We start from the raw sequence: 16,522 nt of genomic DNA, 5'->3' as shown, positions 1-16,522 counted from the left end.
GGTCGGGGCGGTTGACGACGACGATCGTGCGGCATCGCACTGCCGGACCGCCGCGCACCCGCTGCCGTACGCTGCGGAAACGCTGCCGTACACTCGCCGACCTGCGGAAACGCTCCACCCAGAACGGTTATGTAGATGGCGTCTACGTAGATCGCATCTACATAACCTGCTTATGGATGTTTCCGGCTTGCACCGGTTTCGGCACGCCCCCTATCGTCTGAGCCGATGACTCACGATCTTGCTTATCGACCCGTCGCGCTGGTCACCGGCGTGGGGCGGAGCGTCAACATCGGTGCGGCGGTGGCCCGGCGGCTGGTCGCCGACGGGTACCGCGTCATGATCACCGGGCACCCGGCATACGACGCCGAGCAAGGGCTCCTGGGCGGCGACCCGGCATCGCTCGCCGCCGAACTCGGCGACGGCGCGCACTGGCAGCCGTTCGACCTGACCGCCCCCGGCGGGCCGGAGGCGCTGGTCGCGGCGGCCGTCGAGCGGTTCGGCGGGCTCGACACCCTGGTGTCCTGCCACACGTACTCGACGTCCACGCCGCTGGGCGAGCTGGCGGCCGCCGAGATCGACCGGCACCTGACCGTCAACGTGCGGGCCAACATGCTGCTGGTCCAGGCGTACGCCGCCGCGCACGACGACGCCCGGCCGGGCCGGATCGTGCTGTTCACCTCGGGACAGCGGCTCGGGCCGATGACCGGCGAGCTGGCGTACGCCGCGAGCAAGGCCGCGATCGAGTATCTGACCCGGGACTTCTCCGTGCTGCTGGCCGGGCGGGGCATCACCGTGAACGCGGTCAACCCGGGCCCGAACGACACCGGCTGGGCCGATCCGGAGACCCATGCCTGGGTCCGCGACCGCTTCCCGGCCAAGCGCTGGGGCACCCCTGCCGACACCGCCAAACTGGTCGGCTGGCTCTGCTCCCCCGACGCCGAGTGGATCACCGGCCAGATCGTCGACTCCGCCGGCGGCTGGGGCACGCACGTCGCCTGATCGACGGCCGCCCGTCCCGGCCACCGGGACACGCCGGGTGCCCTTGATCGCCCGACTTGCCAGGCACCTGGGCGGATGAGCCGTCAAGATACGCACAGGTGCCGGGCAAGTCGGGCGATCTTGTGGGCGGGGCGGAGATGATCGCGAATGGTGGGATGGCCCGCGTCACAGCGCCGCTTCCGGCACTCGGGCAGTAGCATCCACCGCAGGACAGCGCCGTCCTTCGTACCCACGGAAGGAACAGCGCGGTGAGCGAGCTGACCCATCACCCGGACGTCGACGGCGATCCGGACGGCGCGGACGCGGCGCTGCGGGCCGACATCCGCCGCCTCGGCGGCCTGCTCGGCCAGACCCTGGCCCGCCAGGAGGGCCGCGGCCTGCTCGACCTGGTCGAAGAGGTACGCGCGCTGGTACGCAGCGACGCCGACACCGCCGCCGTGAAGCTCGGCGGCCTCGACGTCTCCACGGCGACCCTGCTGGCCCGAGCCTTCTCCACGTACTTCCACCTGGCGAACATCACCGAGCAGGTGCACCGGGCCCGCGAGCTGCGCCGCCGCCGCGCCGTGCACGGCGGCTGGCTGGACTCCACCGCCAAGCTGATCGCCGAGCGCAACGTGCCCGCCAGCGAGATCGCGGCGGCCGCGCGGCGGCTGGCGATCCGGCCGGTGTTCACCGCGCACCCGACCGAGGCGGCCCGCCGCTCGATCCTGACCAAGCTGCGCGGCGTCGCCGACCAGCTCGACGGCGAGTTCGCCGCGGCGGCGCTGTACGGCGAGACCGCGCTCAACGACCGCCGCCTGTCGGAGCTGCTGGACCTGCTGTGGCAGACCGACGAGCTGCGCCTGGACCGGCCGGACCCGACCGACGAGGCCCGCAACGCCGTCTACTACCTGCGCGACCTCTACGACGACGCCGCCCCGCAGGTGCTCGACGACCTCGCCGAGACCCTCAAGCGCCTCGGGGTGGACACCGCGCCGACCACCCGCCCGCTGACGTTCGGCACCTGGATCGGCGGCGACCGCGACGGCAACCCGTACGTCACCCCGGCCGTCACCCGCGACGTCCTGCTGCTGCAGCACGAGCACGGCATCCGCGCGGTCGAGCACGCCCTCGAAGAGCTGATCAACGAGGTGTCGGTGTCACGCCGGCTGCGCGGGGTGTCCCTGGACCTCTCCGCCAGCCTGGCCAAGGACCTGGACGCGCTGAGCGAGGTCGACGAGCGCTTCCGCCGCGTCAACGCCGAGGAGCCGTACCGGCTCAAGGCCCGCTGCATCCGGGCGAAGCTGGCCAACACCCGGACCCGGCTGGCCCGCGGCACCGAGCACGTGCCCGGCCGCGACTACCGGGGCACCCGCGACCTGGTCGCCGACCTGGAGCTGATGCGCGCCTCGCTGGCCCGCAACGCCGGACAGCTCACCGCGGTCGGCCGGCTCGCCTCGGTGATCCGCACGGTCAGCGCGTTCGGCCTGCACCTGGCGACGATGGACGTGCGCGAGCACGCCGACGCGCACCACGCGGTGCTGGCACAGCTCTACACGCAGGTCGGCGAGGTCACCAACTACGCCTCGCTGAGCCGCACGGAGCGCATCGCGCTGCTGGCCAAGGAGCTGACCGGGCGGCGGCCGCTGTCGAGCGTGGACAGCCCGCTGACCGACTCGGCCCGCAAGACCTACGACGTGTTCGGCACCATCCGCGTCGCGCAGGAGCGCTTCGGCGAGGACGTGGTCGAGTCGTACATCATCTCGATGACTCGGGGGGTGGACGACGTGCTGGCGGCGGCCGTGCTGGCCCGGGAGGCCGGGCTGGTCGACCCGCACGCGCCGCGGGCCTCGATCGGGTTCGTGCCGCTGCTGGAGACGGTCGCCGAGCTGCGGGCCGGCGGCGAGATCCTCGACCAGCTGCTCAGCCTGGCCCCGTACCGGGCGCTGGTGCGGGCGCGCGGGGACGTGCAGGAGGTGATGCTGGGCTACTCCGACTCCAACAAGGAGGCCGGCATCACCACCAGCCAGTGGGCGATCCACAAGGCGCAGCGCTCGCTGCGCGACATCGCCGCCAAGCACGGCGTGCGGCTGCGGCTGTTCCACGGCCGGGGTGGCACGGTCGGCCGCGGTGGCGGCCCCACCCACGAGGCGATCCTGGCCCAGCCGTACGGCACGCTCGACGGCGCGATCAAGGTCACTGAGCAGGGCGAGGTCATCTCCGACAAGTACACGCTGCCCGCGCTGGCCCGGGAGAACCTGGAGCTGACCGTGGCCGCGGTGCTGCAGGCGACGCTGCTGCACACCACCCCGCGCCAGCCCGACGAGGCGCTGGCCAAGTGGGACAGCTCGATGACGGTGGTCTCCGACGCGGCCTTCGTGAAGTATCGCGAGCTGGTGGAGAACCCGCAGCTGCCCGAGTACTTCTGGGCGGCGACGCCGACCGAGCTGCTGGGCGCGCTGAACATCGGCTCCCGCCCGGCCAAGCGGCCCGACTCCGGCGCGGGCCTGGGCGGCCTGCGCGCCATCCCGTGGGTGTTCGGCTGGACCCAGTCCCGCCAGATCGTGCCGGGCTGGTTCGGCGTCGGCACCGGCCTGCGCGCCGCCCGCGAGGCGGGCCTGTCCGACGACCTGCGGGAGATGTTCGAGCGCTGGCACTTCTTCGGCACGTTCCTGTCCAACGTGGAGATGATGCTGGCCAAGACCGACCTCACCATCGCCCGCGGTTACGTGCAGACGCTGGTGCCGGGACCGCTGCTGCCCATCTTCGACAGCATCGAGGAGGAGTACGAGCGCAGCGTCGCCGAGGTGCTCGCGATCACCGGCGAGTCGGCGCTGCTGGAGTCGCAGCCGGTGCTGCGGCGTACGCTCGGGGTGCGCGACACCTACCTGGAGCCGCTGCACCACCTGCAGGTGGCGCTGCTGCGCCAGTACCGGGACGCCGGGCTGGCCGGCCGGGCGGTGGCCACCGCACCGGGGAGCCGCCGCGCACCGACCACCGACCCGACCCTGGAGCGGGCACTGCTCACGACCGTGAACGGCATCGCCGCCGGGATGCGCAACACAGGCTGAACGGACCGAATGTTTCGGCTAAGTCACGCCTACCGGACATATCGGTGGGTGTTACTTCGCCGAAACCGCGGCACGATCTCATCATGGGCGTGATGCACTCGACCGTGGTGCGCACTGCTGCCACACTTGTCACCTGCGGAACACGGTGAGTCGCTTGACGCGCCGCGACAGCGGCGGTCAGCCGGGCAGAGGTCATGGGCAACAGTGGAGCGTCGCGGTGCGATGCCGACGCTGGGGAGGCAGGAGCAGACGTGAGCGAGCGGAGCGAACGGGTGATCGGCGATGAGGCGCTGCGCGGCGCCCCCACGTGGACCCCCAACCCGACCGAGCTGTCCGACCTCGAACTGCTGCTGGCCGGGGCGTACGCGCCGCTCGGCGGTTTCCTCGGCCGCGACGACCTGCGCTCGGTCGCCGCCACCTCCCGGCTCGTCGACGGACGCCCCTGGCCTTTGCAGGTGAAGCTGGAGGTGCCGGCCGGGATGCTGGACGGCATCGAGGTCGCCGACGCCCCGCCGCTGGTGCTGACCGACGCCGAGGGCGCGCCCGTCGCCCGGCTCGACGTCGCCGAGGTGTGGCCGACCCGCGAGGGCTGGTGCGGCGTCGCCGGGCCGGTCACCCGGTACGGCGACGGCGGGCGGGCCCCGTTCGACCGGCTGCGGATGCCCACCGACCACGTCCGCGCGCAGCTGACCGCGCAGCGGGTGCTCGGCTACTTCGCCGACCGGCCGCTGCACCGCCCGCAGCTCGCCCAGCTCAACCACGCCGCCCGCCAGCTCAACGCGCAGCTCGTCGTGCTGGTGCCGGTCGGCGCGCCCGGCCCCGACGGACTCACCTCCGAGTCGCTGGTGCGCTGTGTGCTGGCCGCGCGGGACCGGATGAACGAGCCCGTGATCGTCGCCATCCCGCTGGCGAGCCGCGGCAACGAGATCACCGACGCCCTGATCCGGGCCCGGGTCGCCGCCGCGTACGGCGCCACGCACCTGCTCGGCACGGCCACCACCATGTCCGGCGGCGGCCCGCGCGTGCTGATCCCGCGCGAGCTGGTCTACGACAGCCGGGACGGCCAGTGGCGTGACCGCGACGAGGTGCCCGAGCGCTTCGAGCGCATCGCGCTCACCGACGAGGAGATCGCCGGGCTGCTCGACGACGGCCTGCCGCTGCCGGAGTGGCACACGCCCCCGGCGGTCGCCCGGGAGCTGTCCAAGGCCCGCCCGCCTCGCCGCCAGCGCGGCGTGGTCCTGTTCTTCACCGGCTTCAGCGGCTCCGGCAAGTCCACGGTGGCCCGCGGCGTCGCCGACGCGCTGCTGGAGACCGGTGAGCGCAGCCTGACCGTGCTCGACGGCGACGTGGTGCGCCGCGAGCTGAGCGCCGGGCTCGGTTTCAGCAAGGCCGACCGCGACCTCAACATCCGCCGCATCGGGTGGGTCGCCGCGGAGACGGCCCGGCACGGCGGCATGGCCATCTGCTGCCCGATCGCGCCGTACGCCAGCGCCCGCGCCAACGCCCGCGCCATGGCCACCGCCGCCGGGGCCGACTTCGTGCTGGTGCACGTGGCGACCCCGATCGAGGTGTGCGAGCAGCGCGACCGCAAGGGCCTCTACGCCCGCGCCCGCGCCGGGCAGATCACCGGGATGACCGGCATCGACGACCCGTACGAGGTGCCGACCGACGCCGAGCTGGTGCTGGACACCTCGGAGGGCACCATCGACGACGCCGTGGACACCGTGCTGGTGTTCCTGGGCGAAGAGGGCTGGATCAACCCCCGCAGCTGAGCAGCGCGACGGCCCGCCACCAGGCGGGCCGTCGCGGTCGGGCTCAGTAGGCCGGGCCGGTCACGATGTCGAAGGCCGGATGCTTGCTGAACTGCTGGAACGAGGACAGCCCCGACGAGGTCATGTCGATCATCGAGCTGCGGCCCTCCTCGGCGTTCGGCGACTCGAAGTAGACCAGCGCCTTGAGCCGCGGGAACAGCTCCAGCTGCAGCCGGGCCGAGTCGAAGAACCTGGCCTGGTGCTGCGGGTTGTTGCGGGAGTGCCACACGCCCCATTCACCGAGCATCAGCGGCTTGTCCGGGAAGGACGTCGCGGCCCAGTTGTAGAAGCCCGGCCAGTCCTTGCGGCTGCCCGACTTGCGGTTCATCATCTCCGCGAAGTCGCCGTAGCCGTAGCCCGGGTCGCTGTAGGCGTAGGTGTCCCAGGCGACCCAGTCCACCACGTCGTCGCCGGGGTACAGGTCCTCGAACCAGTCCTTGACGTTCCACGGCACGAACGCCATGTAGCACATCACCGAGACCAGGTTGGTCACGCCGCGGGTGCGCAGCCCGGTGACCACGTGCCGGTACGCCGCGGCGTAGTCCTTCGCGGTCATGCCGCTGCCGGGCCGCGCGATGACGTCGTTCTCGGGCTCGTGGTTCATCGTGAAGAAGAACTGGTCGCGCAATGAGCCGCGGATGTGCACGGCCAGCCGGTCCAGGTAGGCCTCGGTGCGCGCGTCACCGCGGGCGATGCCGGCCCAGCTGACGCCCTGCGGCTTCCAGTTGAGGAACAGCACCCGCTTGTGCAGCGGATCCTTGGTGATGGACAGTTCCTCCGCGGTCGGGAACAGCGAGGTGCCGCGGTGGTACGCGTGGTAGACGACCTGCTGGCGGTTGGTGCGCCGCTCGAACTCGTACAGCGCCTGGATGCGGTTCTGCGAGGTGTGCGCGCCCGGCGCGACGCCCCAGAGGGCTCCGCAGGTCGGCACCAGCGCCTGCCCGATCACGCACTCGACCGGCAGGTTCGGGTCGGTCGACGGCGACGGCGACGTGGGCGGCACGCTCGGGCCGGGTGACACCGGTGCGCTCGGGTCCGTGCCCGGTGACGTGCTGGGATCGGTCCCGGGCGGGGTGCTCGGGTCGACGACCGGCGGGACGCTCGGGTCCGTGGCCGGTGGCGTGCTCGGGTCGACGACCGGCGGCAGGCTCGGTTCGGTGACCGGCGGATCGCTCGGCTCGACCGGCGGGACGCCGGGGCTGGGCTCGGGGCCGGGTTCGGTGCCCGGATCGGGCTGCCCGGGTCCCGGGTCAGGACCTGGCGCGGGACCGGGTTCCGTGCCGGGATCGGGGCTCGGCTGCGTGCCGGGGTCCGGGCCCGCGGTGGGCTCGGTGCCAGGCTGCGGGCCCGCACTCGGCTCGGTGCCGGGATCCGGCCCTGCGCTCGGCTCGGTGCCGGGGCCGGGCTCCGTGCCGGGGTCGGGTTCCGTGCCAGGTCCGGGCTCCGTGCCGGGAACCGGTTCGGTACCCGGGTCGCCGGGCTGGGTGCCCGGGTCGGGGCTGGGCTGCTGGCCGGGTTCGGCGCTCGGCTCCGGGCCGGCGCTCGGCTCGGTGCCGGGGCCGGGGCCGGGCTCCGTGCCGGGGTCGGGAGCGGTCGACGGGTCGGGGTCGCCGGGCCCGCCCGGCGTGGTCGGCTCGTCGCTCGGGGCGGCCGGGCTCGGCTCGGGCTCGTAGACCGGGTCGGTCGCGAAGGTGCCGCTCGGGACCGGGCTGGGGTCGGTGGCCGGGTCGGCCGAAGTCGACGGGTCCGGGGCGGCGGACGGCAGGGGCGTCGCGCTCGGGTCGAACGTCGTGCCCGGCCACGGCGTCACGGTCGGCTCGGGCGCACCCGTCCCGGACGGGCTCGGCGCGGTCGTGGGCTGGTCGGCCGGCGGCGGCAGGGTCGGCGCGGCGGGCTCGTTCCACTCGAAGGTGATGGTCGGCGGGCCGGTCGTGGTGCTGTCGGCCCGCGCTTCGCCCGCCACGAACTGGGCGACCTCGGTGCTGCTGGGAGCGGTGATCGCGAAGGCGTACCGGCCGGAGCGGCGGACGACGCGGGTCACGTCGAAGGCGACCGCCCGGTCGAAGCGGCCCGGTGCGACGCTGCCCACCACACTGCCTAGCCGGGGCGCGGTCTCGGCGGTGAGGGTGCCCTCCCGCCAGCGGGTGTCGGGGACGGTGGTCAGCTCCACCAGCTTGGGCAGCGGACCGCTGTGCCGGCCGAGCCACAGCCAGACCTTCTTCGGCTGGCGGCCGGCCGGCAGCTCGACGTCGAACTTGAGGTAGCTGACCGCCGCGCCACCGCCCACCCCACCTGCGGTGAGGTAGAGCCGGCTGCCGGCGGTGACGCCGGGCTCGGTGCTCATCGTGTACGAGTCCTCGGACACGGTGACCCGTGTCGGCGGCGCGGACAGCCGCCCCGCCACCAGGCCGAGCAGCACCGCCGAGGCCAGCGTGGACATGGTGACGGTGACCGCGATGCCGATACGCGTCCTGCTCATCAGGTCGCCCCTTCCCCCGAAAGCGGGCACTCAGATTTCTGTCCGAATCCGCGTACCCTCTGGGGCATCATAACCGTTGTGTCTTGTTTGCGAGCTTTTCACCCAAGAACGCGTTAACTGACACTTGGCACCTGACAGCGCCTCTCACCTGCACTAACGGCCATTGCGCATGTATCGGCCGATATGCCTAGTTACGTCGTTACCGCCGGACCGTTGACCTCACCGGACGCAACAACGCCGGAGAAGGGCCACACGCCGTGGACGCGACATACGCCGGGCCTCCCCCCTCGTCGTACGACATGAGCGACTACCTGGGTTTGATCGCCCGTCACTGGTGGATCGCCGTGCTGCTGACCCTGGCCGGCACCGCCGGCGGTGCGGCGTACAACGAATCACTGCCGCGCGAGTACGTCTCCACGGCGTCCGTGCTGGTGCGACCGGCCGGGCTGGACGCCAACGTGGCCGGCGGCCGCACCCGCGACGAGATCAACCTGGACACCGAGGCGCAGCTCATGCGCTCGACCGCCGTGGTCGCCGGAGCGGCCAAGGTGCTCCAGCGCGAGGACGTGGACGTGCTCGCGGGCGCGGTCTCGGTCGAGGTGCCGCCGAACACCGCGGTCCTCCAGATCAACTACGCGGCGTCGGTGCCCGAGGAGGCGCAGGCCGGAGCCAAGGCGTTCGCGCAGTCCTACCTGGCCAACCGGGAGGGCAACGCGAAGGCGGAGCTGGAGCGCCAGGCCGCCGCGCTGCGCGACAAGATCAAGGACCTCACCGAGGACCTCACGAAGATCAACAGCAAGCTCTCCGACGCCAACCCGAAGAGCTCGAACTACGCCACCCTGGACAGCCAGCGCGACACCACGGTGACCCAGATCAACCAGCTCAACAACAAGGTGAACCAGCTGGCCACCGAGACGGTCAGCGCCGGCACGGTCATCCGCGAGGCCCGCGTGCCCGGCCGCCCGGTCAAGCCGACCGCGGCGGTCAACTACGCCGCGGGCGCGCTGCTCGGGCTGCTGGCCGGGCTCGGCGTCGCGGCCCTGCGCGAGCGCCTGGACAAGCGCGTACGCGCCGGGCGCGACCTGGTCCGCAGCGGCGTGGCGGTGCTCGGCGCGGTGCCTGGCAAGGGTTCGGGCTGCACCGAGGTCTTCACCCCGTTCAGCCCCGGCGGGCGGGCCTTCAACCGGCTGCGCAACGAGGTCGTCGCCGCGTTCCGCCCCGGCGAGCAGGTCGTCGTGGTCACCGGGGCGAGCCGCGGCCCGGCCGCCACGCTGGTCGCTGCCAACCTGGCCGCCGCGCTGTCGCGTACCGGCGCCGAGGTGGTGCTCATCGGCGCGCAGCTGCCCGACTCGCTGACCGAGGCCGCGCCGCTGGCCCGGCTTGTCGGCGTCGCGCCGACCCCGGGACTGTCCGAGGTGCTCGCCGGCCGGGTCAGCCTGGCCGAGGCGACGCAGCGCGCGGCGCGTACCCCCTCGTTGCACGTCATCACCACCGGCGGCACCGCCACCGCGGCAGGCATGCTGCAGTCGCACGCGCTGCGCGACATCATCGCCACGCTGCGCGCCCACGCCGACTACCTGGTGGTCGAGGCCCCCTCGACGTCGGCCAGCGCCGACGCGCAGAGCCTGGCCAGCCTGGCCGACGCCGCGATCCTCGCGGTGGAGACCCGGCGCACCAGCCGCCCCGAGGTCGCCGACGCCGCCGAGCAGCTGCGCCGCGTCGGCACGCCCCTGCTGGGCGGCGTGATGATGCCGCGGCTGCCGCATCGGGCCCGCCGCACGCCGGCCACCGCCGACGAGCAGGCCACATCCGCCGAGCCGACCGGACGCCCGCTGCTCAGCGAGGACGAGGAGCCGGTCGAGGCGGCCGCGAACGGCCACAAGCCGCACGCCGACGAGCAGACGATCATGCTGGCCCCACTGGACGCCTCGGCTCTGACCGAGCTGGACGAGGCTCACCGGCAGTGATCGACATGCGGAGCCCGCTCCGCGGCCTTAATCGGTCGTCCATCCTCCGCCGCGCTCCGGATGTACACCGAGCGGCCGTTCCGACGGGCTCCTGGGCCCTGCGGGCCGGCGCCCCGGACGGCGTCGCCGCACCGGCCCGCCCCAGCCTGCTGTTCGGACCGGCCTGGCCGCTGACGGCGCTGCTCGCGCTGTACCCGCTGTGGTGGGCGCTCGGCCTGGGCGTGCTGATCTTCCCGATCATGGCCGTGCCGATGGCCTGGCAGCTCTACCGGCGGCACGCGTCGGGGCTGCCGGTGCGGCTGCCGCCCGCGTTCTGGCTGTGGCTGGCGTTCTGCGCGGTGACCGTGGTCGGCTTCGGCGTGCTCGACGTGGACCCGGCGGGCACCGTCGGGGCGACCTTCGGCGAGCGGATCACCGCCCCGGTCTACAAGCTCGTCCAGCACCTCGCCCTGACGGTGCTGCTGGTGTACGCCGGCAACCTGTCGGCGGCCGTGCTGCCGCAGCGGCGGCTGGTGAACCTGCTGGCCTGGATGTTCGCGGTGACCGTGGCCGGCGGGCTGCTCGGCACGTTCGCCGGGCACTTCGAGTTCACCTCGCCGGTGGAGCTGCTGCTGCCCGACGGGGTGCGCGGCAAGGGCTTCGTGAAGTCGCTGGTCCACCCGTACGCCGCGCAGATCATGGACCTGGTCGGCGACCCGCTGCCGCGCCCGGCCGCGCCGTGGGGGTACACCAACACCTGGGGCAACAACTTCTGCCTGCTGGTGGTGTGGTTCGTGGCGGCGGTGTTCGCCTACCCGAGCCGCCCCCGCACCCGGCTGCTGGCCGTCGGCGTGCTCGCCGTGTCGGTCATCCCCGTCGTGCACTCGCTCAACCGGGGGCTGTGGATCGGCCTGGGCGCGACGGCGGTCTTCATCGCGGTGCGCCAGGCCCTCGCGGGACGGCTGCGGGCGCTGGTCGCCCTGGGAGTGGTGCTGGCCGGGCTGGCCGTCGCGCTGGCCACCACCCCGCTCGGCGGGGTCATCGAGCGCCGCCTCGACAACGGCAAGTCCAACGGGGTGCGCATGTTCCTCACCGAGCGCGCCGTGTCGGGCGTGGCCGAGTCGCCGGTGCTCGGCTTCGGCTCGACCCGCAGCACCCAGGGCGGCCGGCAGTCGATCGCGGTCGGCGAGTCGGCGGCCTGCGAGCGCTGCGGCAACTTCACCGTCGGCGGCAACGGCCAGCTGTGGCAGCTGCTGTACGCGCACGGCCTGGCCGGCACCCTGACCTACTTCGGCTTCTTCGGCCTCGCGCTGTGGCGCTTCCGCCGGGACCGCTCCGCGCTCGGGCTGGCCGCCTCGGCCGCGATCGCGGGCTCGTTCATCGCCGCGCTCTGGTACAACTCGCTCGTCACGCCGCTGGCCTTCACGTTCCTCGGATATGTGGTGCTGTGGCGCAACTCCCGCTTCCAGATCCCGCCCAGCTCCGTTGAGCCCGTGGGACATAACGGACACCAGCGGAGGAGCTGACGTGACAAGCAGCGAGCGTTCAACCCGGGGTTCCGCGTGACCGCGGTCGGCACGGCCGCAGTGGACACCGGCGACGCGCAGCTGCGCGGGCAGTACCTGCGCGAGGTGCTGGAGCTGCTCTACCCGGGCTGCTCCACCGCCACCGAGGGCCGCCGCGTGGTGGAGTACCTGGCGATCCCGGACGCCCGGCGGTGCAAGCTGCTGGTGCCCGCGGGCTCCCGCCGGGTCGCCGCCGCCGCGGTGCGCCGGTTCTCCGAGCCGCAGGGCCGGCTGGGCCGGCTCAAGCGCGACGCGGTCGCCATGGCGCTGCGCTCCGGCGCCTGGTCCACGCTGGTCCGCGACCGGGTCCGGCTGACCTCCCGGGAGGGCGGCACCGACACCGTCGACCACTTCCTGTCCACCGCGCTCGGCACGCCGTTGCAGGTCAGCATCCACATCGGACCGGTACGCGCCAACCGCAAGCCGGTCCTGCAGCTGCTCGACCCGCGGGGCGGCACCATCGGCTTCGCCAAGTTCGGGGTCGGGCCGCTCACCCGGCGGCTGGTGCGGGCCGAGACCGCGGCCCTGTCCGCGCTGTCCCACGTGCAGCTGCCCGAGATCGTGGTGCCGAGCATCCTGCACGCCGGCCAATGGCGGGGTATGCAGGTGCTGGTGCAGTCGGCGCTGCCGGTGTGGGAGCCGCGGGTGCCGCTGTCGCCCGCCCGGCTGCAGCGCGCCATGGCCGAGGTCGCCGGAGCCTGCGGGCTCACCCAGGGCTGGCTGGCCACCAGCCCGTACTGGGCGGACCTGCGCAACCGGCTGTGCCAGCTGGTCGCCGACACCCCCGAGGGCTCGGGCCGGGCCGCGATCGAGGTGGCCCAGCTGTTCGAGGCCGCGCGGGCGCTGGTCGAGCACGCCGCGGAGCTGAACCTGCGCTTCGGCGCGTGGCACGGCGACTGGGCACCCTGGAACATGGCCAACGTCGCCGAGTCGCTGCTGATCTGGGACTGGGAGCGGTTCACGCCCGGGGTGCCACTCGGCTTCGACGCCGTGCACCACGACCTGCAGCGCCAGATCCAGGACGGGGTGGACGCGCAGACCGCGGTCGAGTCCACGGTGCGGCAGGCCCCGGCGCTGCTCGCCCCGTTCGACGTCGCGCCCGGCAGCGCCGAGATCGTGGCGCTGCTGTACCTGGTGGATCTCGCGACGCGATACCTCAGCGACCGCCAGGCCGAGGCCGGGGCCCGCCTCGGCGTCACCGGCACCTGGCTGCTGCCCGTGCTGATCCGCAAGGTCCGGTCCCTCTAGATGAACCCCGTTCCGGATCTTGTGCGATTGGTGTCGCCCTGGCAGCACGAACCGCACAAGATCCGGGGCCTGCCGCACGCCGAAACGCCCATGGAGAGCAAGTGAAGACGTCGAACGTGCCCGAGTCGGTCAAGCGGGTGGTCCACATCGGCTCCCGCTCGGTCGGCTGGATGACCTCGGGCGCGCGCATGCTGCCGTCGTTCCTGATCTGCGGCGGTCAGCGGTGCGGGACCACCTCGCTCTACCGGGCGCTGGCCGCCCACCCCGCCGTGCTCAAGGCGGTGCTGCACAAGGGTGTGCACTACTTCGACACCAGCTACCACCGCGGCCGAGCCTGGTACCAGGGGCACTTCCCGCTGCGGCGCACCGCCGCCCGCATCGAGCGGGAGCTGGGCGTCCGCCCGCAGACCTTCGAGTCCAGCCCGTACTACCTGTACCACCCGCACGCGGGCGCGCGCATCGCCCGCGACCTGCCCGACGTCAAGCTGATCGTGCTGGTCCGCGACCCGGTGGAGCGCGCCTACTCCCAGCACGCGCACGAGGTCGCGCGGGGCTTCGAGACCGTCGCCGACTTCGCGCAGGCGCTCGAACTGGAACCGGCGAGGCTGCGCGGGCAGCGCGAGCGGCTGCTCGCCGACCAGCACGCGTACTCCTTCTCGCACCAGCACCACGGCTACCGCTCGCGCGGCGAGTACGCCGTCTACCTGCGCCGCCTCGCCGAGCAGGTGGGCCGTGACCGGATCCTGGTGGTGGAGAGCGAGCGCTTCTTCAGCGACCCGCGCCCCACCTACGACGAGGTGCTGACGTTCCTCGACCTGCCCCAGCTGAGCTACCCGCAGTTCGAGCAGCACAACGCCCGGCCGCGCAGCGCGCCGATGCCGGCCCGGCTGCGCGCCGAGCTGACCGCCCACTACGCGCCGCACGACGCCGAACTCGCGACCTGGCTGGGCCGCACCCCGAGCTGGCGCGCATGAGCGCGCGCCGAGCAGCACCGGCCACCGGCGCGGCGCGCGGCAGCGGCGTCGGGCTCGCCGACGTTCTGCCGGGTCAGCCGGGTCCTGCAGGTCCGCCACCGCCGGGCGGCTCCGGCGACACCGCCGGCCTGGCCCGGGGTGGCGTCGCCAACCTCGCGGGCGCGGCGCTGGCCGCCGTCGCCGGGGTCGGCGTGACCTGGCTGGTCGCGCGCGGGCTGGGCCCGGTCGCGGCGGGTTCCTTCTTCGCCGCCACCTCGGCGTTCGTGCTGGTCGGCGGCATCGCCCGGCTGGGCACCACGACGGCGCTGGTCTACTGGCCGGCCCGGCTGCGGGCCCAGGGCCGCCCCGAGCTGATCGGACCGTGCCTGCGCAGCGGGCTGGTCCCGGTCGCGGTGCTCGGCCTGGCGCTGGGCATCGCGGTATGGCTGACCGCCGAGCACTTCGTGCCCGAGTACGCCGCCCCGCTCACCATGCTGGCCCTGTTCCTGCCGGTGGCGGCGCTGTCGGAGGCGCTGCTCGCGGCGACCCGCGGCTACCGCATGATGCGCCCGACCGTGCTGCTCGAAAAGATCATGCGGCCCGCGACGCAGCTGCTGTGCGTGGGCTCGCTGGCCGTGCTGGCCCTGTCCGACATCGTCTCGCCGCCGTCCACCTGGGCGCTGGCCTGGGTGCTGCCGTACGTGCCGGGCGCCGCGATCGCCGGGTTCCTGGTGTGGCGGCGCTGGCACCACGAGCCGACGCTGACCCGCCGCGACCGGATCGCCGCCCGGATCGAGGGCCGCACCGTGGGCTCCGCGTTCTGGCGCTACACCGCCCCCCGCGCGCTGGCCAACGCCGCGCAGACCGCGCTGCAGCGGGTGGACGTGCTCATGGTCGCCGGGCTGGCCGGGCTCGCCCCCGCCGCCGCGTACGCCGTGGCCGGTCGTTTCGTCGTGCTCGGACAGCTCGCCAACGGCTCCATCGCCCAGGTGGTGCAGCCCCGGCTGGCCGAGACGCTCGCGGTCGGCGACCGGGCGGGCGCGCTGCGGCTCTACCAGACCGCCACCGCCTGGCTCGTGATGATCAGCTGGCCGCTGCACCTCATCGTGGCCACCTACGCCGACCTGTACCTCGGCCTGTTCGGCGCGACCTACACCGCCGCCGCCCCGGCCGTGCGCGTGCTCGCCGCGGCGATGCTGATCAGCACCGGCTGCGGCATGGTCGACATGGTGCTCTCGATGGCCGGGCGCACCACCTGGAACCTGATGAACGTGCTGCTGGCGCTGGTCACCATGGTCGCCATCGACCTGGTCGCGATCCCCCGGCTCGGCGTGCTCGGGGCCGCCATCGGCCTGGCCGCCGCGGTCGCGGTCAACAACCTGCTGCCGCTGGCCCAGCTCGCCGGCTCGATGCGGCTGCACCCCTTCGGCTCCGGCACACGCACCGCGATGGCACTGGCCGCCACCAGCTTCGGCGTCGTGCCCTGGCTGGTGCGGCTGGTCGTGCCGAGCCAGCCGGTGGGCGCGGGCGCGGCCCTGGTGCTCGCCGCCGGGGTCTACTTCGGCGGGCTGCGCCGCTTCCAGGACCGGCTGGGACTCCCGGCACTGCTCGCCGCCGCCCGGCCCGGCCGCCGGAACACCGTCAAGACCGCTTCGCAGGGCTAGCGGAGCGGAAGCACCGACAGCACCACTCAGAGAAGAAAAGGAACACGAACCGCATGCGCGCCGACTACACCGAGATCTTCCAGGACGAGGCGACGGTCGAGAAGTACGAGCACGTCGTATACGCCCCGGACAGCTACGCCTCGGCGATAAATCGGCGCCAACGCGCCTACCTGCGGCGCCTGGCGAAACGGGCGTTCCCCTACCGCCGCCCCGTGCAGCACGACTTCGCCTGCGGCACCGGCCGGGCCATCCGCATCCTGCACGGGCTGGTCCGCGGTGCGCACGGCTATGACACGTCCGCGGCGATGCTGGCCAAGGCCGAGGAGGTCGGCGCGTACGCCGAGCTGCACCACGTCGCCGCCGAGGGCGAGGTGCCCGACCCGACGCCGACCGAGATCCCGGCCCTGGTCACCATCTTCCGGCTGCTGCTCAACGTCGACAACGACGTACGCGAGCGGGCCATCGCGTTCTCCGCGAAGGTGCTGCCCAACTACGACGCGGGCCTGCTCGTGGTGGAGAACCACGGCAACCGGCACTCGCTGCGCCACCTGCGCCACGCCCGGCACACCGGCTCGCCCTGGTTCGCCGAACTCGACCACACCGAGGTCGCCGAACTGCTCGACCGGCACGGCTTCACCATCGTCGAGCAGCGCGGCTTCGCCCTGTTCACGCAGGGCTGGTACGGCCGGCGCGGCCTGCGCACCCTGGCCAAGCTCGTCGACGACGTCGTCGCCCGCACCGGCTGGGGCGGCAAATGGGCCGTCAACGTGCTGTACGTCGCCCGCCGCACCCGGCCCGTCGACTGAC

Annotated in this window: 10 protein-coding genes; 9 read left to right on the top strand and 1 reads right to left on the bottom strand. The window is 73.3% G+C overall.

All coding sequences use genetic code 11. The features are described from left to right. Nucleotides 1–225: 225 nt before the first annotated feature. The 3 genes from ACFQO7_RS12415 (at nt 226) to cysC (ending at nt 5,821) form a co-directional block, all read left to right on the top strand. Complete coding sequence (locus ACFQO7_RS12415) at nt 226–999, top strand: SDR family oxidoreductase (protein WP_376806505.1); 774 nt, start codon at nt 226–228, stop codon at nt 997–999. A gap of 248 nt (nt 1,000–1,247) precedes the next feature. Further along, nucleotides 1,248–4,049 (top strand): phosphoenolpyruvate carboxylase, encoded by a 2,802-nt coding sequence (ppc, locus tag ACFQO7_RS12410; protein WP_376806504.1) that lies wholly within the window; start codon nt 1,248–1,250, stop codon nt 4,047–4,049. 251 nt (nt 4,050–4,300) lie between these two features. Continuing rightward, on the top strand, nt 4,301–5,821 hold the full coding sequence (gene cysC / locus ACFQO7_RS12405) for an adenylyl-sulfate kinase (protein WP_376806503.1): 1,521 nt from the start codon (nt 4,301–4,303) through the stop codon (nt 5,819–5,821). Between the two features lie 43 nt (nt 5,822–5,864). Here cysC and ACFQO7_RS12400 read toward each other — a convergent pair whose 3' ends face one another. Then, nucleotides 5,865–8,339, bottom strand: coding sequence for a CBM96 family carbohydrate-binding protein (locus ACFQO7_RS12400; protein WP_376806502.1), 2,475 nt, complete (start codon nt 8,337–8,339; stop codon nt 5,865–5,867). 299 nt (nt 8,340–8,638) lie between these two features. On the opposite strand from ACFQO7_RS12400, the gene ACFQO7_RS12395 reads away from it, so the two are divergent. The 6 genes from ACFQO7_RS12395 to ACFQO7_RS12370 all read left to right on the top strand — a co-directional run bounded on the left by ACFQO7_RS12395 (nt 8,639) and on the right by ACFQO7_RS12370 (nt 16,521). Beyond that, the gene (locus ACFQO7_RS12395) at nt 8,639–10,306 is read left to right on the top strand and encodes a lipopolysaccharide biosynthesis protein (protein ID WP_376806501.1); all 1,668 of its coding nucleotides are present in this window, start codon (nt 8,639–8,641) and stop codon (nt 10,304–10,306) included. 5 nt (nt 10,307–10,311) lie between these two features. Continuing rightward, complete coding sequence (locus ACFQO7_RS12390; RefSeq protein WP_376806500.1) at nt 10,312–11,811, top strand: O-antigen ligase family protein; 1,500 nt, start codon at nt 10,312–10,314, stop codon at nt 11,809–11,811. A 36-nt stretch (nt 11,812–11,847) separates the two neighbouring features. Beyond that, nucleotides 11,848–13,098 carry a hypothetical protein gene (locus ACFQO7_RS12385; protein ID WP_376806499.1) on the top strand — a complete coding sequence of 417 codons (1,251 nt, stop codon included), beginning with the start codon at nt 11,848–11,850 and terminating at the stop codon, nt 13,096–13,098. A gap of 101 nt (nt 13,099–13,199) precedes the next feature. Then, nucleotides 13,200–14,072: a sulfotransferase domain-containing protein gene (locus ACFQO7_RS12380; RefSeq protein WP_360521920.1), complete on the top strand. Its 873-nt coding sequence runs from the start codon at nt 13,200–13,202 to the stop codon at nt 14,070–14,072. After that, entirely contained in the window at nt 14,069–15,715 is a 1,647-nt protein-coding gene (locus tag ACFQO7_RS12375; protein ID WP_376806498.1) for a lipopolysaccharide biosynthesis protein, read from the top strand. Before ACFQO7_RS12380 ends, ACFQO7_RS12375 begins: the two co-directional genes overlap by 4 nt. A 53-nt stretch (nt 15,716–15,768) precedes the next feature. Further along, nucleotides 15,769–16,521, top strand: a complete 753-nt coding sequence (locus tag ACFQO7_RS12370) for an SAM-dependent methyltransferase (RefSeq protein WP_376806497.1) — start codon at nt 15,769–15,771, stop codon at nt 16,519–16,521. Nucleotide 16,522: the final 1 nt, after the last annotated feature.

Origin of the sequence: Catellatospora aurea (genome assembly GCF_042663325.1) — a bacterium.
In the GTDB taxonomy this organism is placed as follows: Bacteria; Actinomycetota; Actinomycetes; order Mycobacteriales; family Micromonosporaceae; genus Catellatospora; species Catellatospora aurea.
This window is presented reverse-complemented; position numbering and strand designations above follow the sequence as displayed.